The following is a 22348-nucleotide window of genomic DNA, read 5'->3' on the forward strand; positions in this document are numbered from 1 at the left end:
CTCGCGGACGCTGAGTGACGCAATGCTGATCCCCTGCCAGTGGATCGCCGCGTCGATTCCCTGCGGAGTTGTACGGACCTCCGCATTCCCGAATCACTCGAACGGTTCAGACGGGCTGTGCTCGGCCCGGGGCTCGATCGCCCCGCGAGGTGCCCAGTCGGTCCGGGTGCGCGGTCGGTCCGGGTGCCCGGTCAGCCCCGGGCGCCCGTCGTTCCGGGTGCCCGGTTCAGTCCCGGTCGTCGGGCCCCCGGAGCATGCGGTCGACCACGTCCGCCGCCGCGTGCCCGCGGTCCAAGTCGCAGAAGTCCCGGCGGAACGCCTCGTACGCCCGCGCGTGCCCCCGGGTGGCGCGCTCCGGGTCGCGCAGCGCCTCGACGAGTCCGGTGGCGCCGGGAATCAGCGGGCCGGGGGCGCGCGCCTCGAAGTCGAAGCAGAACCCGCGCAGGTTGTCGCGGTAGTGCGCCAGGTCGTAGGTGTGGAAGAGCATCGGGCGGCCGGTCAGGGCGAAGTCGAACATCAGAGAGGAGTAGTCGGTGACCAGGGCGTCGCTGATCAGCATCAGCTCGCCGACGTCCGGGTGGCGCGAGACGTCACGGACGAAGCCACTGCCGCCGACCGGGAGCCGGTCGGCGACCAGGTAGTGACGGCGCACCAGCAAGACGGAGTCCGCGCCGAGTGCGCGTTCGGCGGCGGAGAGGTCGAGGCGCAGGTCGAGGGCGTACCGGCCGCCGCCGCGCGGCTGGTCGTCGCGCCAGGTCGGCGCGTACAGCACGACGCGCCGCCCCTCGGGGATGCCCAGGCGTTCGCGTACGGCCGCGGCGACCTTGGCCCGGTCCGGGGCGTGGAACAGGTCGTTGCGGGGGTAGCCGCACTCCAGGACCTCGCCCCGGTAGCCGAACGAGCGCCGCAGGACCGGGGTCGAGAAGCCGTTCGGGGAGACCAGGACGCTCCACTGGCGGGCGCGCCGCTCGATGGTGGCGATGTAGGCGGCGTCGGCCTGCGCGGTACCCGCGAGGTCCAGGCCGATGCGCTTGAGGGGCGTGCCGTGCCAGGTCTGGACGACGAACTGGCCGTCGCGCCGCTCGTACCACTCGGGGAGCTGGGTGTTGGTGACGATGTGACGGCTGGTCGCCAGTGCCTCGTACCAGGCGGCCGAACCGTGTTCGATGGCGGTGACACCGGCCGGGACGCGCGCCTGCTGGTCGCGTACCACCCACAGGTGCTCGAACTCGGCTCCCCGGCGCACCAGTTCCTCGTGGACGGCGCGCGGCGAGTCGGAGTACTGACGTCCGCCGAAGCTGCTGTACAGGACGGTGTCGCGCACGGGCGCGGTGCGCCGGCCCCGGTACGTCCCGCGCAGCAGCCGCGTGCCGCGCGGCCCGCGTTCGGCGGCGGGGAGCACCGGCGCGGAGTCGATCAGCAACCGGTCGTGGTGGCGCCGCTCGACGACGTACGCGCGTCCGCCGAGGGTGCGGGCGGCGGGCAGGGTGCGGTGGGCGGCGGCCGGGATGCGCAACGGGGTCTCGTACGCATCGCCTTCCGCGCCGGGCTCGCGCAGGAAGAGGTACCAGTGCCCCTGCCCCAGCGGCAGCGGTCCGCCGGGTCCGTCCACGGCGTCCGGCCGGAACGCGGCCCGGAACCGCCGTGCCCCGCCGGTCCCGGAGAACGCGACGGGCAGGACGGCCTCCTCGTCGTGGCCGCTGTGCCGGGCCACGAGTTCGGCGCGGCGCCCGGCGCGGCCGGGGAAGGTGCCCTCCAGGACGAGCCGGCCGTCGTCCGCCCAGGCCGCGAGGTCGACGGCGGGCTGTACGGTGCGGTCGGCGATCAGCAGGTTGCCGCGGGCGCTCGCGGTGAGCCCGAGTTCGCGCCCCGGGGCCCGGTCCTTCGCCTCCATGCCTCCGTCCCCGTCCGCGTCCCCGTCCAGCGGGTAGCGGCCCGGGAGCACCGGTCCCGGTACGTCGATCGGCGTGCGGCGCCCGTCCGGGCCGACGAGGTGCACGCTGTACGCGATCTGCGCGGGCGGCGCCCCCTCCCCCTCCCCCGCGCGCGTCCGGGCGGCGGCGCGGGCGGCAACGAAGGCGTCGAGGGGAACGGGGGCGGTGAAGCGGCGCCAGCCGGACGACGCGGGTCCGGTGCTCTCGCGGGCCGTGACCGGGCAGTCGAAGGACGTCCCGGAGGGGTGGTGGGTGAGGGCGAGGCGCAGTGGCCCCCCGGCGAGCCGGGCACGGACCATGCCGTCGATCACCACGCTGCCGCCCCGCCCATCCGCTCCACGCGCGCCGTCCGCGCCGTCTCCACGGCGTTCGCCCACCGGGCCGCCCGCCCGATGGGACTCGAAGCGGGCGTCGATCCGTTCCGCGTGCAGCACCAGCGTGCCGTCGTCGAAGACGGGCACGATGCGGTGGTCGCCGTCCGGCCGGTGCACGGGCGGCGGGACGGCCGCCTCGTTCGTGGAGAGGGCGGAGCGGCGCAGCATGCCGTGCCCCGCGATGCCGACCTCCGGGCGCCAGGTGAGGAACGCGGGCCCGCGGCGCGCGTCGATGCGGAGCCGGGCCGGGTCGACGACTGTCTCGAATCCGGAGCGGTCGTAGTCGTGCAGGCTCTGCCTCGACCGCGCGGTGGCCTCGGGATCGACGACGGTGCGCAGCCGCAGCGGCACCAGGTGCCGGCGCCCGGCGCGCAGCCAGGCGGTCCGGAACTCGCTGATGCGTGAGGTGGCGGGCAGGTTCCGGATGTACGCGTAGCCGGACAGGTGCAGCCTGCCGTCCCGCCACCGGGCGTCCCGCAGCCGGGCGATGAGCGGCAGGTCCCGTCCGGCGACCTCGAGCACGGGGCGCGGGACGGGACCGGTGAGCACCGGGTAGGCAGCGGTGCGCCGCCGCGTGCCCCGCACCGCGAAGGCGCCTGGTTCGGCCTTGTCGTGGCCCAGCAGCGCCAGCAGTTCGTCGGTCCGGCGTTCGCGTACGAGATGCCACATCAGCCGCAGCCGCACCGGCAGTGCGTCCAGGACGGCAGGGTCTGCGTGGTCGGTGAACTCGTTGGCGTACGTGAGGAAGGCGCGACGGTAGTCCTCGTCGCCGTCGGGCAGCGCCTCCATGAAGCACCAGAGGTCGTTGGCGAGGACGTGTTCCTCGTACCGCCGTTTGTCGGCGGCGCCGCGGTGCTCGTCGAGGAAGGCGGACACGCCGAGGACGTGCGAGGCACGGTCCTGGATGCCTCGGACGACGGCGCGGCGGGAGGTGACCGAGCCCGCCCGTTCGCGCCAGTGGTAGACCGTGTCCTTCAGGACGTCGACGGACCGGGCCAGGAAGTGGGCGGGCAGGACGACCGGGATGTCCTCGTAGAGCGCGCCGACGGGGAAGGCGAAGGCGTGCTCGTCCCAGAAGGAGCGGCGGAAGACCTTGTTGCAGGCGATCCGGTCGGCGGCGAGGTCCCAGTCGCGGGAGATGTGGGTGCGCAGCCGGGTCGTCGCCATCGGCCTGCGGAAGTCGGGCGACTGCTGGAGCTTCCCGGAGGGGCGCAGCCGCAGCACGTTGCCGGACGCGAAGTCGGAACCGGTCTCGTCCAGGGCCCCGACGAGGAGTTCGTACGCGCGGGGCGGGACCACGTCGTCGCTGTCGACGAACGCGAGGTGCCGGGCGCCCGGGTCGCAGTGGCGCACGCCGGTGTTACGGGCGTGGCCGAGGCCGCCGTTGGCCTGGCTGACGAGCCGGAAGCGGCGGTCGCGGGCGGCGAACCCGGTGGCCAGGTCCGCGCTGCCGTCGGTGGATCCGTCGTCGACGATCACCACTTCCAGATCGGTCATCGTCTGCTCAGCGAGGGACCGCAGACAGTCCGTCAGGAAGGGCTCGACGTTGTGGACGGGTACGACGACACTGAGCCGTGGCGGCATGGTGGGCACGTCCGTTCATCGGGGCCTGGCTGTCCGTACGGCTCAACCGCGTGGGCGGCCGGGGGTCACCGGCGTACTCCCTCCCGAACGGGTGACATCGGCGGCGCCGTGCTTACGCGCCGCCGTCCGGGTGCGCCGGTTTGCGCTCGGCGCCCGGCTGCCGCTGCCCCGGTACGGCACGGACCCGGCGGCCCCGGCGCCCGGCCGGGAATTCGCCCCGGAGCGCCGGTTCGGGGACCGGCTGGCGCTGCGGGCCGACCCGGTCCTCGCGCCCGGTCCCCGCACGGCCGCACGCCTCACGCACGCCTCAGGGCTTCACGCCTGGCCCAGCGTGCCCACGTGCCCGCATCGCGTCTTCACGCCCTGCCCGGATCGCCCTCCCGGAGCGCCGCGACCGCCGAGGCCGCCAGGTCGTCGAGATAGCCCTTGGGCAGCGGGGTGCGGACGACGGCGAGCCGCCAGTAGAGCGGGCCGATGATCAGATCCAGGGCCCGGTCCGGGTCGCTGTCCTCGGGCAGTTCGCCGCGCGCCACCGCGTCGCGCACGACCACGGCGGCGATGCCCTGCTGCGGGTCCAGCAGGGCGGCCTTGATCATGTCGGCGATCTCCGGATTGCGGGCCGCCTCGACCAGCAGGTCCGGAATGACCTGCGAGGCGACCGGGTGCCGCAGGGCGTACGCGGCGAGCTCCAGCACGGCGCGGACGTCCCCGTACAGCGAACCACTGGCCGGGGCCGGCATGCCCTGCACGGCCACGGCGGAGACCAGGTCGAGCACCAGGGCCAGCTTGGACTTCCAGCGCCGGTAGACGGCGGTCTTGCCGACGCCCGCGCGCCGGGCGATGCCCTCGATCGACATCCGGGCGAAACCCACTGCGGCCAGTTCCTCGAAGACCGCGCTGCGGATCGCGTCGGTGACGTCCTCGCGCAGCACGGCGGCTCCGGCGGGGGCACGGCGGCGGGTTCCGGGAGCGGTGGTCATGGGCTGAATCATAGTCCGTCACGACGAAACGGTTGCGTTGCGACGTCGGCGCGTCCTACCCTCAGCGTTGCGACGATACGGACCCGTTCCATCGGCCGATCCCGTATTCCCCCTCCCGTCGAAAGCGATCGTGGTGAGCCATACAACGACCCCTGCGGCCCCGGCCGACACCCCCGCCGCCGCGCCCCTCCCGTCGTACGCCCCGGGCGAGCTGGCCGCGCTCGCCGCCCGGCACGGCCTGACCGTGAGCGGGGCCCGGCCCTCGCTCAGTGCCTACGTCCGGCAGCTTTGGGACCGACGGCACTTCATCACGGCGTTCGCCACCGCCAAGCTGACCGCCCAGTACAGCCAGGCGAAGCTAGGCCAGATCTGGCAGATCATGACCCCGCTGCTGAACGCGACGGTCTACTACTTCATCTTCGGCGTGCTGATGGACACCAAGCGCAACGTCGAGGACTTCGTGCCGTTCCTCGTGACCGGCGTGTTCATCTGGACCTTCACCAGCAGCTCGATCACCGCCGGGACCCGTGCGATCAGCGGCAACATCGGGCTCGTCCGGGCGCTGCACTTCCCACGCGCCTCGCTGCCGATCGCGCTGGCCCTCCAGCAGCTCCAGCAGTTGCTGTTCTCGCTGGCCGCGCTGGCGCTGATCCTGATCGGGTTCGGGCAGTTCCCCAGGCCGTCCTGGCTGCTGGCGATCCCGGCGCTCTTCCTCCAGTCCGTGTTCAACACCGGCGTGTCCATGGCGGTGGCGCGGGTGACCGCCCGGACCCCGGACGTCGCCCAGTTGGTGCCGTTCGTCCTGCGCACCTGGATGTACGCCTCCGGTGTCATGTGGAGCGTGGACCAGATGCTCAAGGGCGACCGGGTCCCTCACATCGTCGAGCTGGCCCTGAAGTGCAATCCGGCCGCCGTCTTCATCGACCTGATGCGGTTCGCGCTCATCGACAGCTTCGACGCGTCCCATCTGCCGCCGCACGTGTGGGCGGTCGCCGCGGGCTGGGCGCTCGTGTGCGGCGTGGGCGGCTTCTTGTACTTCTGGCAGGCGGAGGAGCGGTACGGACGTGGCTGACCACAACGGCAACACCGGCGGCGGCGAGCGGGTGCCGACCGTCGTCGTGGACGACGTGCACATCACGTACAAGGTCAACGGCGCCCGTACCGGACGGGGCAGCGCCACCTCGGCGCTCAGCCGTATCGTCTCGCGCCGCCAAGCCCCCGGGGTGCGCGAGGTGCACGCCGTGAAGGGGGTGAGCTTCGCGGCGTACCGGGGTGAGGCCATCGGACTGATCGGTTCCAACGGTTCGGGGAAGTCGACGCTGCTGAAGGCGATCGCCGGACTGCTGCCCGCGTCCGAGGGCCGGGTGTACACCCAGGGCCAGCCCTCGCTGCTCGGCGTGAACGCGGCGCTGATGGGCGATCTGACCGGGGAGCGCAACGTGGTGCTCGGTGGCCTCGCGATGGGCATGTCCCGGGCCCAGGTCCGCGAGCGCTACCAGGAGATCGTCGACTTCTCGGGCATCAACGAGAAGGGCGACTTCATCACGCTGCCGATGCGGACGTACTCCTCCGGCATGGGCGCCCGGCTGCGTTTCTCGATCGCGGCGGCCAAGAGCCACGACGTGCTCCTGATCGACGAGGCCCTGTCCACCGGGGACGCCAGGTTCCAGCGGCGCAGCAAGGAACGGATCGTGGAGCTGCGCGAGGAGGCCGGGACGGTCTTCCTGGTCAGCCACAGCAACAAGTCGATCACCGAGACGTGCGAACGGGCGATCTGGCTGGAGGCGGGGACGCTGCGGATGGACGGCCCGGCGGACGAGGTCGTGGCCGCGTACGAGAGGTTCACCTCCGGCGGCAGGTGAGCGGGGGGCGGACCACCGGAAACCTCACGAGCGGCAACGACGACGAGGGCGGGGCGGTCACCGCAGATCCGGTGACCGCCCCGCCCTCGTCAGACGTCCTCCGCCCGTGCCGGGCGATCAGGCGTCCGGCCCCGTCGGGCGCCGCGCACCCTCGTCAGGTGTCGCGCACGCCCTGCGCCGGGGGCCTTCCTACGTGTGCGTGCGCAGGAGCGTCCGCATCGTCCGCATGGCCACCGACAGGTTCGCCAGGTCGAACGCGTCCGAGCCCTGGATCTCCTCCAGGGTGGAACGCGACCGGGTGAGGATCGCCGCGTTCTTCTCCTCCCACGCCTCGAACCGCTCCTGGGGCGTCGAGCCCCCGTTGCCCACGGACAGCACGTCCGCGGTGAGCGCGGCGTGCGCCGCGTACAGGTCCTCGCGGATGGAGGCGCGGGCCATGGACTGCCAGCGGTCGGCCCGCGGAAGCTCGATGATCCGGTCCATCAGCTGGGTGATGCCGAGCCGATCCGCGAGGTCGTAGTACACCGCGGCGACGGCGAGCGGCTCCTTGCCGGTGCGTTCCGCGATCGCCACGACGTCCAGCGCCGGGAAGGCGGAGGAGAATCCGGCGACCCGCTGGGCGAGCTCGCCCGGGACGCCCGCCTCGGTCAGCTCGTCCAGGATCGACTGGTACCACTCCAGGTCGGCGCCCTGGAGCACCTTCGGCAGCTCCGCCCAGACCTGCTCGACGCCCGACTTGAAGAAGTCGATCGTCTCGGCGATCGCCAGCGGCTGCGGCCGGTTGCCGAGCAGCCAGCGCGTACCGCGCTCGACGAGCCGGCGCGAGTGCAGCCGGATCCGGGTCTGGACGTCCGCGGCGACCTTGTTGTCGAGCGCCTCGACGGCGTCCCACACCTCACCGAGGCCGAAGATCTCGCGGGCCGCGAACTGCGCCCGCACGATCTCCTCGATGGACGCGCCGGTCTCTTCCTGGAACCGGTGCAGGAAGCTCGAACCGCCGGTGTTGACGGTGTCGTTGACCAGCACCGTGGTGATGATCTCGCGGCGCAGCGCGTGCCCGTCGACCGCCTCGGGGAACTGCTCGCGCAGCTGGCACGGGAAGTAGGCGTGCAGCAGCTTCTGGAGGTGCGGGTCGTCCGGGAGGCTGGTCCGGATCAGGTCCCGGGCCGCCGTGATCTTGGTGTAGGCGAGCAGCACGGCCAGCTCCGGCTGGGTCAGCCCCTTGCCGCTGTTCAGCAGCTCGCGGATCTGCCGGTCGCTGGGCAGGAACTCCAGCCCGCGGTCCAGGTCCCCGTCGCGGCCGAGCCGTCGCATGAAGCGCTGGTGGGCGTGGAGCAGGGACGCCGACTGGGCGGTGGCGTTGGCGAGCGCCACGTTCTGTGCGTAGTTGTTGCGCAGCACCAGGCGGCCGATCTCGTCGGTCATCTCGGCCAGCAGCTTGTTGCGCTGCTTGACGGTCATGTCGCCGTCGCGGACGAGACCGTTGAGCAGGATCTTGATGTTCACCTCGTGGTCGGAGGTGTCCACACCGGCGCTGTTGTCGATCGCGTCGGTGTTGATCCTGCCGCCGCCCCGGGCGAACTCGATCCGGCCGAGCTGGGTGGCGCCGAGGTTGCCGCCCTCGCCGACGACCCTGGCCCGCAGGTCCCGGCCGTCGACCCGGATCGCGTCGTTGCCCTTGTCACCGACGTCGGCGTTCGACTCGGCGGAGGACTTGATGTACGTGCCGATGCCGCCGTTCCACACCAGGTCGACGGGGGCCTTGAGGATGGTCTGCATGAGGTCGGCGGGCGTCATCTTGGTGATGCCCGGCTCGATGCCCAGGACCTCGCGCATGTGCGCGTTGACCGGGATGGACTTGGCGGTGCGCGGGTGGACGCCGCCGCCCGCGGAAAGCAGGTTCTTGTCGTAGTCGGCCCAGGAGCTGCGCGGCAGGTCGAAGAGGCGGCGCCGCTCGGCGTACGAGGCGGCGGCGTCCGGCGTGGGGTCGATGAAGATGTGCCGGTGGTCGAAGGCGGCGACGAGGCGGATGTGCTCGGAGAGCAGCATGCCGTTGCCGAACACGTCGCCCGACATGTCGCCGACGCCGACGACGGTGAAGTCCTGGGTCTGGGTGTCGTGGCCGAGCTCGCGGAAGTGCCGCTTTACGGACTCCCAGGCGCCCCGGGCGGTGATGCCCATGCCCTTGTGGTCGTAGCCCGCGGAGCCGCCGGATGCGAACGCGTCGCCGAGCCAGAAGCCGTATCCGACGGCGACCTCGTTGGCGATGTCGGAGAACTTCGCGGTGCCCTTGTCGGCGGCGACGACCAGGTACGTGTCGTCCTCGTCGTGCCGGACGACGCCCTCGGGCGGCACGACCTCGCCGGCCACCATGTTGTCGGTGATGTCGAGCAGCGCCGAGATGAACGTGCGGTACGAGGCGATGCCCTCGGCCATCCAGGCGTCCCGGTCGACGGCCGGGTCCGGAAGCCGCTTGGCGACGAAGCCGCCCTTCGCGCCGACCGGCACGATGACGGTGTTCTTCACCATCTGTGCCTTGACCAGGCCGAGGATCTCCGTACGGAAGTCCTCCCGCCGGTCCGACCAGCGCAGCCCGCCTCGGGCGACCTTGCCGAAGCGCAGGTGCACACCCTCGACGCGCGGCGAGTAGACCCAGATCTCGAACGCCGGGCGGGGCGCGGGCAGGTCCGGGATGGACTGCGGGTCGAACTTCATCGAGACGTAACCGTGCGGCTCGCCGTCGGCCCCCGGCTGGAAGAAGTTGGTGCGCAGGGTGGCCTTGATGACGGTGAGGAAGGACCGCAGGATCCGGTCCTCGTCGAGCGAGGCGACCTGGTCCAGGGCCCCGTCCAGCTCCTCCAGGAGTCCGTCGGTCAGCTCGGTGCCGGCGCTCTGCCGCTCCGGGGCCATCCGGGCCTCGAAGAGGGAGACCAGCAGCCGGGTGGTGTGGACGTTGTTGCGGAGAGTGCTCTCCATGTAGTCCTGGCTGAAGGTCGAACCGGCCTGCCGCAGGTACTTCGCATAGGCGCGCAGCACCATCGCCTGGCGCCAGGTCAGCCCGGCGCCCAGCACCAGCGCGTTGAAGCCGTCGTTCTCGGCCGCGCCGGTCCACACGGCGGCAAAGGCGTCCTGGAACCGGTCCCGGGCGTCGTCGGCGAGGTAGGCGCCGGTGCCGTTGGTCTGCGGCATCCGCAGACCGAAGTCGTAGATCCACGCGTGGGTGCGGTCCGCGCAGCGCAGCTCGTACGGGCGCTCGTCGACGACCTCGACGCCGAGCCGTTGCAGGGCGGGGAGGACCGCGGACAGCGAGACCTGCTCACCGGTCCGGTAGATCTTGAACCGGCGCTCGCCGGGGGCCGCGCCGACCGGCTCGTACAGGCTGAGGGCGAAGTCCTTCTCGTCCTTCTTGAGCGCTTCGAGGTGGACGAGGTCGGCCACCGCGGCGCGCGGCGAGTGGTCGGCCTTGTAGCCCTCGGTGAAGGCACGGCCGTACTGGCGCAGCAGCTCGGCGGCGCGCTCCTCGCCGCACTCGGCGGTCAGGGCCTCCTGGAAGCCGTCGGCCCAGGAGCGGGCGGCCTCGACGAGCCGGGCCTCGATGCGGTCGGCCTCGGCGTCGGTGAGGTCGGGCAGCTCGGTGCCGGGCGCGACCCGGACGACGAAGTGCAGCCGGGAGAGGATCGACTCGGTGTTCCAGGCGGTGAAGTCGACGCTGGTGCCGCCCAGCTCCTCCTTGAGGATGTCGATCAGCCGCAGTCGTACGCCGGTGGTGTAGCGGTCGCGCGGCAGGTAGACGATCGCGGAGTAGTAGCGCCCGTACTCGTCCTGGCGCAGGTAGAGCCGCAGCCGGCGGCGCTCCTGCAGGTACAGCACGGAGGTGACGACGGAACGCAGCTGGTCGACGGGCGTCTGGAACAGCTCGTCGCGCGGGTACGTCTCCAGGATCTGGAGCAGGTCGCGGCCGTCGTGGCTGTTGGGCGAGAAGCCCGCGCCGTCCAGCACCTCGGCGACCTTGCGGCGGATGACGGGCACCCGGCGCACGGACTCGGTGTAGGCGGCGGACGAGAAGAGGCCGAGGAAGCGGCGCTCCCCGATGACGTTGCCGTCGGCGTCGAACTTCTTCACGCCGACGTAGTCGAGGTAGCTGGGGCGGTGGACGGTCGCCCGGCTGTTGGCCTTGGTGAGGATGAGGAGCTTGCGCTCGCGGGCCTTGGCCCGGACATCGGCGGGCAGCCGGTCGAAGGACGGGCTGACGGGGTGGGCCTCGTCGATGCTGTGGTGCGGGTCGGAGCGCAGGATGCCCAGGCCGGTGCCGGGCACGGCGGCCAGCGCGTCGTCGTCCTTCAGCTCGTACTCGCGGTAGCCGAGGAAGGTGAAGTGGTCGGCGGCCAGCCAGCGCAGCAGCTCCCTGGCCTCGTTGACCTCCTCGTCGGCGAGGTCGTCGAGCGGCTCGCCGGGCAGGTCGTCGGCGATGCGGAGCGCGGCGTCGCGCATCTTCTCCCAGTCCTCGACGGCCTCCCGTACGTCGGACAGCACCCGCAGCAGGTCGGCGGAGATCTGCTGGAGGTCGGAGCGGTCGGTCTCGCGGTCGATCTCGACGTGGATCCAGGACTCGACGACCGCGTCGTGCGGCAGCTCGGTGCCCTTGGCACCCTTGACGCGGGTGGTCTTCGTCGCCTTGGCGCCCTTGGCCGGCTTGGCGTCCTTCCGGGCCTGCGGGGTCGGCTGGAGGCCGTTGCCCTCGGAGAGGACCTCGATGAGCTTGCCGGTGACGTCGCGGCGCACGACGACCTGCGGGTGGATCACGACGTGGATGCCGCGGCCCTGGCGGGACAGTTCGTTGGTGACGGAGTCGACCAGGAACGGCATGTCGTCGGTGACGACCTCGACGACGGAGTGGCTGGACGTCCAGCCGTTCTCCTCGACCGTCGGGGTGTGCACCCGGACGTTCGCCGTGCCCTGCGGGCGGACCTCCGCGAGCCGGTAGTGGGAGGCGGCGGCGCCGAACACGTCGACGGGGTCCCGGCCGCTGATGTCCTCCGGAGCGGTGTGCAGGTAGTAGCGCTGGAGGTACGCGAGGATCGTTTCCTGTTCGGGACGCTCCTGTCCCGTCCCGGTGCCGTCGGCCCCCGCGCCCGCCTGCGGGGCACCACCCGGGCCACCGACACCACCGCCCGGGCTGTGGTCAGCTACCTGGGCGGCCCGTGCGAGCAGCTCGGCCTTGGCTTCGTCCAGCTTGGTCTGCATGTCCTCTGGCTCCTGTCGCGCGCCGTTGCGTGACGTAGGTGTAAACAGTGACGTACCGCCATGACACGGGTTTTCCGGTCCGAGTCGACGGTATGCCGCTATGAGGGGTGTCCGGGGCGGTATCGGCAATTCTTGACCGTCGGCCCGGGTGGAGAGGATCAGGCATGGCCCGGGTGCTGAGGCACTCCGGGCGCAGGCCGGGGGCTCCGCTGCCCCCGAGGCATATCGCGCTGATCACGGGGTCCAGGCTATCTCGCTCGCCCCCATACCCGTCACGAGCCGCATGTGTACAAAAGATGGTCGGGAAGTTTGACACTCTGGACAGCGCTTCGCCCCGTGTTGCCGCACTCTGGTAGACGGAACAGGCCGACGACCCGTGGGAGCCCCGCGATGGCACCGAAGATCCTGATCGTCACCGGCGACGCCGCCGAGTCGCTGGAGGTCCTCTATCCCTACCAGCGGCTGCGGGAGGAGGGCTACGACGTCCACATCGCCGCCCCCGCCCGTAAGACGCTCCGCTTCGTGGTCCACGACTTCGAGCCCGGCTACGACACGTACACGGAGAAGCCCGGCTACACCTGGCCCGCCGACCTGGCCTTCTCCGAGGTCGCCCCGGGGGACTACGTGGCGCTGGTCGTACCGGGCGGCCGGGCCCCCGAGTACCTGCGCAACGACCCGGAGCTGCGCAAGATCCTCAAGGCGTTCTTCGACTCGGACCGGCCCGTCGCCCAGATCTGCCACGGCCCGCTGATGACGGCGGCGGTCGGCGCGCTGGCCGGCCGGCGCGTCACGGCCTACCCCGCTCTGGAGCTGGACATGCAGGCGGCGGGCGCCACCTTCGAGGATCACGAGGCCGTGGTCGACGGCACGCTGGTCTCCTCCCGTGCCTGGCCGGACCATTCGGCGTGGATGCGTGAATTCCTGAAGGTGCTCCGCACGAAGGCGCCGGTGACCGCCTGAGCACGAGCTCCCGAGGACCGACTGACAGGATGCGCGACACCTTCGAGGACACCCCGGGTGCGCGGCAAGCGCAGGCCCGGGGGTACGTGGGAGACCCGGGCGGCCCGTACCGCCTGCCGTGTCACCCGGTCACCCTCACGTACGAGGACGGACACCCCGGTGGACGGCAGGCCCGGGGCACACGGACGGCCCGTACCACCCGCCGTGTCGCCGGGCCGTCCTCACGCCGTCCGTATCACGCCGGTGGTCTCACCCGGTGATCCTCGTGGCCAGGTCGGCGGCCTCGGCCAGACTGTCCACCACCGGCACCCCGGCCGCCTCCAGGCTGGCCCTGCTGTGCGATCCCCCGGTGTAGAGCACTGCCTTGGCGCCGACGTGCGCCGCGGCCACGGCGTCGTCCACGGCATCGCCGATGACCACCGTGTACTCCGGGGATATTCCGTCCAGCGCGGCGATGTGCCGTTCCATGTGCCGCGCCTTGCTGCCGCCGGACGGGCCGGTGCGCCCGTCGACCCGCAGGAAGTGCCGTTCGATGCCGTATCCCCGCACCACGGGGACCAGCTGCTCATGCCCGTACATGCTCAGCAGCGACTGGCTCCCGCCGGTCAGCCGCCACTGCGAGAGCAGGTCCTCGGCGCCCTCGGTGAGCCCGCAGGCGGCGCGCTCCTCGGTGTAGTACTCGTGGAAGAGCACGTCCATCCGCTCCCACTCGGCGTCCGTGGGGAGCCGTCCCATCAGCCGCTCGTAGAAGCGGGGGATCGGGACGCAGTACATCTCGCGGTACTGGTCCAGCGTGATGGGCTCCAGCCCGACCGCGCCGAACGCGGCGTTGGTCGCCCCGACGACCGCCGCGTTGTCGTCGAGCAGAGTGCCGTTCCAGTCCCAGACCAGATGCGTGCGGTGCTTCCCGTGTGTCCCCATGCCCTAGAAAGTACCGCGAGGGTCCGACCATCCCTGCCGGAGCGGTCGTGACCGGGACGGTGGTGACGCACGAGGCGTTCCGCCCGGTGCCCTGCCCCGGTGCCCGGCCCGCGCTCCCGCCTCCGACGCTCAGCCGATCAGGTTCGGGATCTCCTGGATGCCGAACCACAGCAGCTCGTGGTCCTCGGCGCCGTCCACGGTGAACTGCGCGTCGTCGTCACCGAGGTCCGCCGCGCCCAGGGCCGCTGAGGCGGCGCTGACGTCCTTCTCGGCCTCGTCCGCGTCGACGTGCACCGAGGCCGCCACGGCCAGGGACACGGGAGACGCGATGCGCACCTCTCCGAGCGACGAAGCGTCGAGGCTGCGGTCCGGGTCGGCCACGGCCGCACCATCCGGTACGTCGACGGCGACGACGACCCTTCGGCGTACGGCGTCCGGGTCCCCGGCGATCAGTCGCAGCGAGGCGGCGGCGGCCCGGTTGAGCGCCGCGTACTCCAGCTCCTCGATGTCGTCGGAGACGTACCACTCGCGCAGCCCGGGAGTCACCGCGTAGGCGATCAGTGGACCGGGACCGATCTCGCCCGCCCGGTGCGCCGCTGCGAGACCGGAAAGGGTCAGGGGGACGTACACGCGCATGGCTGGCCGCTTTCGTAGTCGGAATCGCCCTCAGGATACGTGCGACGTCCTCCTTTGGGGCTACGCGCACCGGGGCCGTCCCCGTCCACCCGGCGACCGCACCTCACCCTCCTCCTGCCCGCCGCACACTCCGCGCGCCACCACCCCCGTCACCCGGATAGGTGATTCGCCCCGACCGTGTCAGACGCCACACCGGCGCTTGCGGGGGCCTCGTCGCCACCGTAGAAGGTCCCCATCGGAAGTTACCGCCCGGTATCGATCCGGGCCTGAAGCACGGGGGCAATGCGCGTTGAGCACGAACAGGACCCGGCCCGCCGGCCGCCAGGACCGGTGCAGGCCCGAAACCGTCCCTCCGCAGCGCACGAGGGCTCCGCGGCGCGTCCGGCCCCATCACTGGTTCGCCGAGCGCCTCCTGGCCGTTCTCAGCGGCCAGCGCCCGGTGCACTGGATGCTCGGGCACACCATCGGCGAGGCGTACGACCAACTGGCCGAACTGGCCCCGCACAGCCCGCTCAGGGCCCCTGGCGCGCGCCCCGTGATCCGGATGTGCCACGGCGCCCAGCCCGTTCCGGGTGTGGTGGAGGCGTGCGCGAGCATCGCGGCGGGCGAGCGGGTACGCGCCATCGCCTTCCGCCTGGAGCAGGGCAAGGACCTGCGCTGGCGCTGCGCGGCGGTGGAGATGGGCGACGACTGCCTGCCGGCGGCCACGCCCCGATGAGGACCGCGCCGATGTCCCCCCGGCATACGAAAAACCGCGTTCAGGACTGCGCGGTTCGCACTCCGGGAACACCCGCAAGCGCGCAGGGCCGGGGGGGGAAGCGCACTCCGAGCCGCGGCAGACGCGCCCGACCGTCACGCCCCGGCGCCGCCGGAGCAACCCCGGGACGGCCCCGCGTCCCCGCGTGGCCGACGGGGAACGCACCGGGGCCGGGCACCCGCGAGGAGTGCCCGGCCCCGGCCGCACCGTATTCCGGCCGCCACCGCCCGTACGCCGACGGGCCCGGCGTCACTTCTTCCGGCGGCGCCCGCCTCCACCGCTCTTCTGCGCCTTGCGCCGCTCCGCACGGGTCATGCCGTCCGGGGCGGGCACGGCGGCGCCACCGCCGTTGGAGAAGTCGCCCTCGACGACCCCGCCCTCACCGTCGACCGTGGGGGCGGAGAAGTGCAGCCGGTCCGGGCGCTGCGGAGCGTCGAGCCCCTTGGCCCGGATCTCCGGACGCGCCGCCGGCACGAGGTCCTCCTTGGCGAGCGAGGCGCGCTCGGCCTCGTCCTGCACCGGAACCTCCTCGACGTGCTGCTCGACCTGGACCTCCAGGTTGAACAGGTAGCCGACGGACTCCTCCTTGATGCCCTCCATCATGGCGTTGAACATGTCGAAGCCCTCGCGCTGGTACTCGACCAGCGGGTCCTTCTGCGCCATGGCGCGCAGGCCGATGCCCTCCTGGAGGTAGTCCATCTCGTAGAGGTGCTCACGCCACTTGCGGTCCAGGACGGACAGCACCACACGCCGCTCCAGCTCACGCATGATGTCCGAACCCAGCTGCTTCTCACGCGCCTCGTACTGCTCGTGGATGTCGTCCTTGATGGACTCACCGATGAATTCGGCGGTGATCCCGGCCCGGTCGCCGACCGCCTCCTCCAGGTCCTCGATGGTGATCTTCACCGGGTAGAGCTGCTTGAACGCACCCCACAGCCGGTCCAGGTCCCACTCCTCGGCGAAGCCCTCGGCGGTCTCCTGGCGGATGTAGTCGTCGATCGTGTCGTCCATGAAGTGACGGATCTGGTCCTGCAGGTCCTCGCCCTCCAGGACCCGGCGGCGCTCGCCGTAGATGACCTCGCGCTGCCGGTTGAGCACCTCGTCGTACTTCAGGACGTTCTTGCGCGTCTCGAAGTTCTGCTGCTCGACCTGCGACTGGGCCGACGCGATCGCCCGCGTCACCATCTTGTTCTCGATCGGCACGTCGTCCGGCACATTGGCCATCGACATGACGCGCTCGACCATCTGTGCCTTGAACAGTCGCATCAGGTCGTCGCCGAGTGACAGGTAGAAGCGGGACTCGCCCGGGTCGCCCTGACGGCCGGAACGACCGCGCAGCTGGTTGTCGATACGCCGCGACTCGTGCCGCTCGGTGCCCAGGACGTAGAGCCCACCGAGCGCCTTGACCTCTTCGAACTCCGCCTTGACGGCCTGCTCGGCCCTCTCCAGCGCGCCGGGCAGCGCCGCCGCCCACTCCTCGACGTGCTCGACGGGGTCGAGACCGCGCTGGCGCAGCTCGGCCTCGGCGAGGTCGTCGGGGTTGCCGCCGAGCTTGATGTCGGTGCCTCGTCCGGCCATGTTGGTGGCGACCGTGACCGCGCCCTTGCGGCCGGCCTGGGCGACGATCAGCGCCTCCCGGTCGTGCTGCTTGGCGTTGAGGACCTCGTGCTGGACACCGCGCTTGGACAGCTGCTGCGAGAGGTACTCGGACTTCTCGACCGACGTGGTGCCGACGAGGATCGGCTGGCCCTTCTCGTGCTTGTCGGCGATGTCGTCGACGACCGCGGCGAACTTCGCGACCTCGGTCCGGTAGATCAGGTCCGACTGGTCGACGCGCTGCATCGGCCGGTTCGTCGGGATCGGGACGACGCCCAGCTTGTAGATCTGGTGGAACTCGGCGGCCTCGGTCATCGCCGTACCGGTCATGCCGGAGAGCTTGCCGTAGAGGCGGAAGAAGTTCTGCAGGGTGATCGTGGCGAGCGTCTGGTTCTCGTCCTTGATGTCCACCCCTTCCTTCGCCTCGATCGCCTGGTGCATGCCCTCGTTGTAGCGGCGGCCGGCGAGGATACGGCCGGTGTGCTCGTCGACGATCATGACCTCGCCGTCGATGACGACGTAGTCCTTGTCCTTCTTGAAGAGTTCCTTGGCCTTGATGGCGTTGTTGAGGTACCCGACGAGGGGCGTGTTCACCGACTCGTAGAGGTTCTCGATGCCGAGCCAGTCCTCGACCTTCGAGACGCCGGACTCATGGATGGCGACGGTCCGCTTCTTCTCGTCGACCTCGTAGTCGCCGGTCTCCTCGACCCCCTTGAGGGGGTTGCCCGCCTCGCCCTTGGTCAGGCGCGTGACCAGCTTGGCGAAGTCCCCGTACCACTTGGTGGCCTGGTCGGCCGGACCGGAGATGATCAGCGGCGTACGGGCCTCGTCGACGAGGATCGAGTCGACCTCGTCGACCACGGCGAAGTTGTGGCCGCGCTGGACGAGCTCGTCCGCGGACCAGGCCATGTTGTCGCGGAGGTAGTCGAAGCCGAACTCGTTGTTCGTGCCGTACGTGATGTCGCAGGCGTACTGCTCACGGCGCTGGGCGGGCGTCATGTTGGCGATGATGCAGCCGACGGTCAGGCCGAGGAACTTGTGGACCCGTCCCATCAGCTCGGAGTCGCGCTCGGCCAGGTAGTCGTTGACCGTGATCAGGTGCACGCCCTTGCCGGACAGCGCGTTGAGGTACGCGGGCAGGGTGCCGACCAGGGTCTTCCCCTCGCCGGTCTTCATCTCGGCCACATAGCCGAGGTGCAGAGCCGCGCCACCCATGATCTGGACGTCGTAGTGGCGCTGTCCGAGGACTCGCTTGGCGGCCTCACGGACGGTCGCGAACGCTTCGGGAAGCAGGTCGTCCAGGCTCTCGCCGGCCGCGTACCGTTCCTTGTACTCGTCGGTGAGCGCCCGCAGCTCGGCGTCGGAGAGGTTGACGAAGTCCTCTTCGATGGAGCTGACCTGGTCCGCGATGCGGTGCAGTTTGCGCAGGATCTTGCCTTCGCCTGCACGCATGAGCTTGTTGAAGACGGACACTGAGGCTGGTCTCCTTGCCGGTCGGGCCTGGCACTGGGTCGGGTGTGGACACTGGCGCGGGCACGGCAGGCGGGCCCCACCGCAACGGCCATCGTAAGCGAGGACCCCGTCACACCGGGAGGGCTGCCGCCGCGTCGCCTGCGCCTGTCCCCCCGTCCGTCAACGGACGGGGGCGTCCGAAGGTGCCGGGAAGTCCGAAAAGTGTTCGCATACCGGCCGCAGCCTCACCACAATCCGTGCATGGAGCCGATCACCCTCACCACCGAACGTCTGCTGCTGCGCCCCTTCACCGAGGCCGACGTGGACGGGATCCACGCGGCCTGTCAGGACCCGGACATCCAGCGCTGGACGGTCGTGCCCTCCCCCTACCGCCTCGCCGACGCGGAGTTCTTCGCGCGGGAGCTGTGCCCGGGCGGCTGGCGCGACGACTCCATGTACAACTTCGCGGTGGTGCTGCGGGAGGGCGGCGCCCTGGCGGGCGCCCTCGGCATCACGCGCTGCAACCTTCCGGACACGTACGAGGTGGGGTTCTGGACCGCCGAGGAACACCGGGGCCACGGCTACACGGCGGAGGCGGTGTTGTCCGCCGCCCACTGGACCTTCACCTCGCTCGGCGGTGACCGGCTGGAGTGGCGCGCCGAGACCGGCAACGCCGCCTCGCGCGCCGTAGCGCTGCGGGCCGGCTTCCGGATGGAGGGCGAGCAGCGGTCGGGCCTGCTCAACAAAGGGGTTCGGCGCGACGCGTGGACAGGCGCGCTGCTCCCGTCCGACCTCGGCCTGACGGGCAACCGGGCCTATCTGCCCACGACCACCTGAGACCGATCGGCCACCGGCCCGTCGCCCGGCCGGTCGGCCGTTCCGCCTCCGCCCGTCATTCCTTGCCCGTCCGCCACGCAGCCGCACAGTCGCTCCGCGGCCGGTTGTCAGTGCCTGCCTCTGTTGTCAGTGCCTGCCTCTAAGGTGCGGGACATGACGCTCGTGCCTCCTCCCGCCGTCGAACTCTCCGCCGATCAGGCGCGCAGGATAGCCCTGCGTGCCCAGGGCTTCCTGGGTGTCCCGAACCGCAGGGCCGGGGTTCCGGGAGTGCTGCGACATCTCGGCGCCGTCCAGCTCGACACGATCTCGGTGCTCGCGCGTTCGCACGAGCTGATTCCGTACGCGCGCCTCGGCGCGGTCGGCCGGCCCTCGGTCGAGCAGGCGTACTGGTCGGGCGGCCGCACCTTCGAGTACTGGTCGCACGCGGCCTGCATCCTCCCGGTCGAGGAGTGGCCGCACTTCGCGTTCCGCCGCCGCGCCTACCGTTCCCGCTCCCACTGGCACCACGACCTGCCCGACGGCGCCTATGAAACGGTGATCAAGCAGCTGCGCGCCGAGGGCCCGCTGACGGCCACGGAACTGGGCGGCGCGAAGAACGGCGGCGAGTGGTGGGACTGGTCGGAGTCGAAGGTCGCCGTCGAGCGCGCCCTGATGTACGGCGAGGTGGTGTGCACCGAGCGCCGCGGCTGGAAGCGGGTGTACGACCTCGCGGAGCGGGCTCTGCCCGATGCCGTGCTGCACGACGATCTGGACGACGCCGAGTGCCTGCGCCGGCTGGTGGCGCTCGCGGGGCGGTCCCTGGGAGTCGGCACCCGCGCCGACATCGCGGACTACCACCGGCTCAAGGGAGAGCAGTTCGACGCGGTCGTGGCGGACTCCGGCCTGGTGCCGGTGACGGTACGGGGCTGGGCGAAGCCCGCCTGGGCCGACCCCGCGGCGCTGGCCTCGGAGCCGCGCGGGAGGTACCGCACGACCCTGCTGTCACCGTTCGACTCCCTGATCTGGGAGCGGGCGCGCACCGAGCGGCTCTTCGGCTTCACGCACCGCCTGGAGGCGTACGTCCCCAGGGCCAAGCGGATACACGGCTACTTCGCGATGCCGTTGCTGGCGGCCGGAAGGCTGCTGGGCCGCGTGGACCCGGCGCGTGAAGGCAGCACACTGGTCGCCCGTCAGGTGTCCCTGGAGGGCCGCAAGGCGGTGGTGCCGATGGCCGAGGCGCTGGCGGAGGCCGCGTCCTGGGTCGGCTGCACGGACGTTCGGCTGGAGCGGGTCGATGCTCCGGAACTGCGTGGGCCGCTCGTCCAGGAGGTCGCTCGCGCCCTGGCGTGACCCCGCCCCGCCGCCTTCCGCGTCCTCCTGCGGCGTACCCCGACTCGCCGGGCCCCCGTCACGCCCGGCGGCATCACGTCCGCCACCGTCGCTGCCCGGCGCCTTCATGTCCGGCAGCGACGGCTCCGGTACCGCCGGGCCCGGTGCCGTCACCCGGCCCGTCGCGTCACCGGACCGGTCACCTGATCTCCAGGATCTTCTCCCGCATGGCATAGACCACGGCCTCCATCCTGGAGTGCAGTTGCAGCTTCTCCAGGATGTTGCGGACGTGGTTCTTCACGGTGTTCTCGGAAATGAACAGTTCCTTCGCGATATCGCGATTGTTCATGCCGGTGGCGACGAGCTTCAGCACCTCGAGCTCCCGGTCGGTGAGCCGCGGTGCGGGTACCAGCCTGCGCTCGTCGGTCCGCTGGATCATCGACTTGAACTCGGTGAGCAGCTTCGACGCCATGGACGGGCTGATCTGGGACTGACCGTCGGCGACCGCGCGGATCGCCGTGGCCACCTCGTCCGTGGAGATCTCCTTGAGGAGGTAACCGGTGGCGCCTGCTTTGATCGCGTCGTAGAGGTCGGCCTCCTCGTCGCTGATCGTCAGCATGATGATCTTCGCGCTGGGTGCCACCTCCTTGATCGACGTGCATGCCTCGATGCCGCCGCGCCTGGGCATCCGTACGTCCATCAGCACGATGTCGGGCAGCAGGTCGGCCGCCTTGTCGACCGCCTCGGCACCATCACCCGCCTCGCCCACGACCTGGATGTCCTCCTCCTGGGCGAGGACGATCTCCAAACCTCTGCGGAAGAGCGCGTGGTCATCCACGACGAGGACCCTGATCGGCTCCTTGCGGGAACCGCTGCCCGCGTCCGCACCGGTGTCGTCGGCGTGATGCGCATCGCGCACGGGCCCGAAGGCGTCCGCCATCGTTCCTCCCCCTGAAGGCCATGGCCTGAAGTTCACAACGGTCCGCCAACAGCGGCTCTCCGGAAAGCCGTTGGCTTGGGACGACATGATTTCATGCCTGGACGCCCGAGCGGTGATCCCGCAGACCGCACACGTGTGCCCCTGGGGGCGCACAGACGCTCCAGGGGCACCGTGGAAGGGTGACGTCAGCCGCCGAGCGCACCGCCCGCGCCGCTCGCTCCGTCGGCCGCGAGCGGATCGGTCCTCAGGTGGATGACACCGTAGTCATAGGCATGTCGTCGGTAGACGACGCTGGGTTCCTTCGTCTCGGAGTCGACGAACAGATAGAAGTCGTGCCCGACCAATTCCATCTCGTAGAGCGCCTGGTCGAGCGACATCGGTGCGGCGACGTGCGTCTTCTCGCGCATCACCAGCGGCCCTTCGCCCTGGACCTCCAGGGAACCGAATCTGGTCGTCGGTACGGACGGAGCCGCCTCGCCGGGGACCAGCACGCCCTCGCCGTTGAACGACGCGGCATTCGGAACGGCCTCGGCCACCTCGGCGGCGGGAATCCGGCCGTTGCCCCGGCGGCTGTAGCGCTTGTCGTGCTGCTTGCGCAGCCGCGCCTCCAGCTTGCCGGTGGCCAGGTCCAGCGCCGCATACGGGTCGCCGGCCGCAGCTTCCGCCCGGATGACCGGACCACGGGACCGGAGCGTGATCTCCACCCGGTCGGAACGGTCGGCCTGACGGGGATTCGGCTCCTTGGACACCTCGACGTCGAGGCTGATCACCTTGCCGTCGAACTTCTGGATCTTGTCCAGCTTCAGCTTCTCGGCCACGTGCTTGCGGAACCGCTCGGGCACCTCGGTCTTGCGGCCCTTGACGACGATGTCCACGCAGAACTCCGTTCCCGGATCGCTCCGCTCAGCAGCGGAGCATCTCCCTTTTGCACCAGGCCCCGGTATTGACCGGAGCCGCGGACTG

At 71.0% G+C, this 22348-nt stretch carries 14 protein-coding genes; 6 read left to right on the forward strand and 8 right to left on the reverse strand.

The genetic code is table 11. The annotated features are described in order from the left end of the window. Positions 1-226: 226 nt before the first annotated feature. On the reverse strand, positions 227-3892 hold the full coding sequence (locus ACGF2V_RS20030) for a CDP-glycerol glycerophosphotransferase family protein (protein WP_362707458.1): 3666 nt from the start codon (positions 3890-3892) through the stop codon (positions 227-229). Positions 3893-4248: 356 nt separating this feature from the next. Next, positions 4249-4872 carry a TetR/AcrR family transcriptional regulator gene (locus tag ACGF2V_RS20035; RefSeq protein ID WP_362707272.1) on the reverse strand — a complete coding sequence of 208 codons (624 nt, stop codon included), beginning with the start codon at positions 4870-4872 and terminating at the stop codon, positions 4249-4251. Positions 4873-5002: 130 nt separating this feature from the next. On the opposite strand from ACGF2V_RS20035, the gene ACGF2V_RS20040 reads away from it, so the two are divergent. Together ACGF2V_RS20040 and ACGF2V_RS20045 are read left to right on the forward strand one after the other, a co-directional pair. After that, entirely contained in the window at positions 5003-5944 is a 942-nt protein-coding gene (locus ACGF2V_RS20040) for an ABC transporter permease (protein WP_362620820.1), read from the forward strand. Beyond that, positions 5937-6734 (forward strand): ABC transporter ATP-binding protein, encoded by a 798-nt coding sequence (locus ACGF2V_RS20045; RefSeq protein ID WP_362620822.1) that lies wholly within the window; start codon positions 5937-5939, stop codon positions 6732-6734. Before ACGF2V_RS20040 ends, ACGF2V_RS20045 begins: the two co-directional genes overlap by 8 nt. 189 nt (positions 6735-6923) lie before the next feature. On the opposite strand, the gene ACGF2V_RS20050 is transcribed toward ACGF2V_RS20045, so the two are convergent. Next, positions 6924-11978 (reverse strand): NAD-glutamate dehydrogenase, encoded by a 5055-nt coding sequence (locus tag ACGF2V_RS20050; protein ID WP_362707270.1) that lies wholly within the window; start codon positions 11976-11978, stop codon positions 6924-6926. A gap of 390 nt (positions 11979-12368) precedes the next feature. Here ACGF2V_RS20050 and ACGF2V_RS20055 point away from each other — a divergent pair, with 390 nt between their 5' ends. Beyond that, positions 12369-12938, forward strand: a complete 570-nt coding sequence (locus tag ACGF2V_RS20055) for a DJ-1/PfpI family protein (RefSeq protein ID WP_362620826.1) — start codon at positions 12369-12371, stop codon at positions 12936-12938. Positions 12939-13187: 249 nt separating this feature from the next. On the opposite strand, the gene ACGF2V_RS20060 is transcribed toward ACGF2V_RS20055, so the two are convergent. Then, entirely contained in the window at positions 13188-13859 is a 672-nt protein-coding gene (locus tag ACGF2V_RS20060; protein ID WP_362620828.1) for an HAD family hydrolase, read from the reverse strand. Between the two features lie 129 nt (positions 13860-13988). Beyond that, on the reverse strand, positions 13989-14495 hold the full coding sequence (locus ACGF2V_RS20065; RefSeq protein WP_362707267.1) for a DUF6912 family protein: 507 nt from the start codon (positions 14493-14495) through the stop codon (positions 13989-13991). A gap of 289 nt (positions 14496-14784) precedes the next feature. Here ACGF2V_RS20065 and ACGF2V_RS20070 point away from each other — a divergent pair, with 289 nt between their 5' ends. Continuing rightward, positions 14785-15213, forward strand: a complete 429-nt coding sequence (locus ACGF2V_RS20070; protein ID WP_362620832.1) for an Rv3235 family protein — start codon at positions 14785-14787, stop codon at positions 15211-15213. Between the two features lie 288 nt (positions 15214-15501). Here the strand turns inward: ACGF2V_RS20070 and secA are convergent, their stop codons facing one another. After that, the gene (gene secA / locus ACGF2V_RS20075; RefSeq protein ID WP_362620834.1) at positions 15502-18321 is read right to left on the reverse strand and encodes a preprotein translocase subunit SecA; all 2820 of its coding nucleotides are present in this window, start codon (positions 18319-18321) and stop codon (positions 15502-15504) included. Positions 18322-18561: 240 nt separating this feature from the next. On the opposite strand from secA, the gene ACGF2V_RS20080 reads away from it, so the two are divergent. Both ACGF2V_RS20080 and ACGF2V_RS20085 read left to right on the forward strand, forming a co-directional pair. Next, complete coding sequence (locus tag ACGF2V_RS20080; RefSeq protein WP_362707264.1) at positions 18562-19137, forward strand: GNAT family N-acetyltransferase; 576 nt, start codon at positions 18562-18564, stop codon at positions 19135-19137. A 153-nt stretch (positions 19138-19290) separates the two neighbouring features. Then, positions 19291-20466 carry a DNA glycosylase AlkZ-like family protein gene (locus tag ACGF2V_RS20085; RefSeq protein WP_362620836.1) on the forward strand — a complete coding sequence of 392 codons (1176 nt, stop codon included), beginning with the start codon at positions 19291-19293 and terminating at the stop codon, positions 20464-20466. Positions 20467-20644: 178 nt separating this feature from the next. Here ACGF2V_RS20085 and ACGF2V_RS20090 read toward each other — a convergent pair whose 3' ends face one another. Then, complete coding sequence (locus ACGF2V_RS20090) at positions 20645-21385, reverse strand: response regulator transcription factor (protein ID WP_362620838.1); 741 nt, start codon at positions 21383-21385, stop codon at positions 20645-20647. Between the two features lie 185 nt (positions 21386-21570). Beyond that, on the reverse strand, positions 21571-22260 hold the full coding sequence (hpf, locus tag ACGF2V_RS20095; protein ID WP_362620840.1) for a ribosome hibernation-promoting factor, HPF/YfiA family: 690 nt from the start codon (positions 22258-22260) through the stop codon (positions 21571-21573). Positions 22261-22348: the final 88 nt, after the last annotated feature.

This window comes from Streptomyces sp. NPDC047982, assembly GCF_043204165.1.
In the GTDB taxonomy this organism is placed as follows: domain Bacteria; phylum Actinomycetota; class Actinomycetes; order Streptomycetales; family Streptomycetaceae; genus Streptomyces.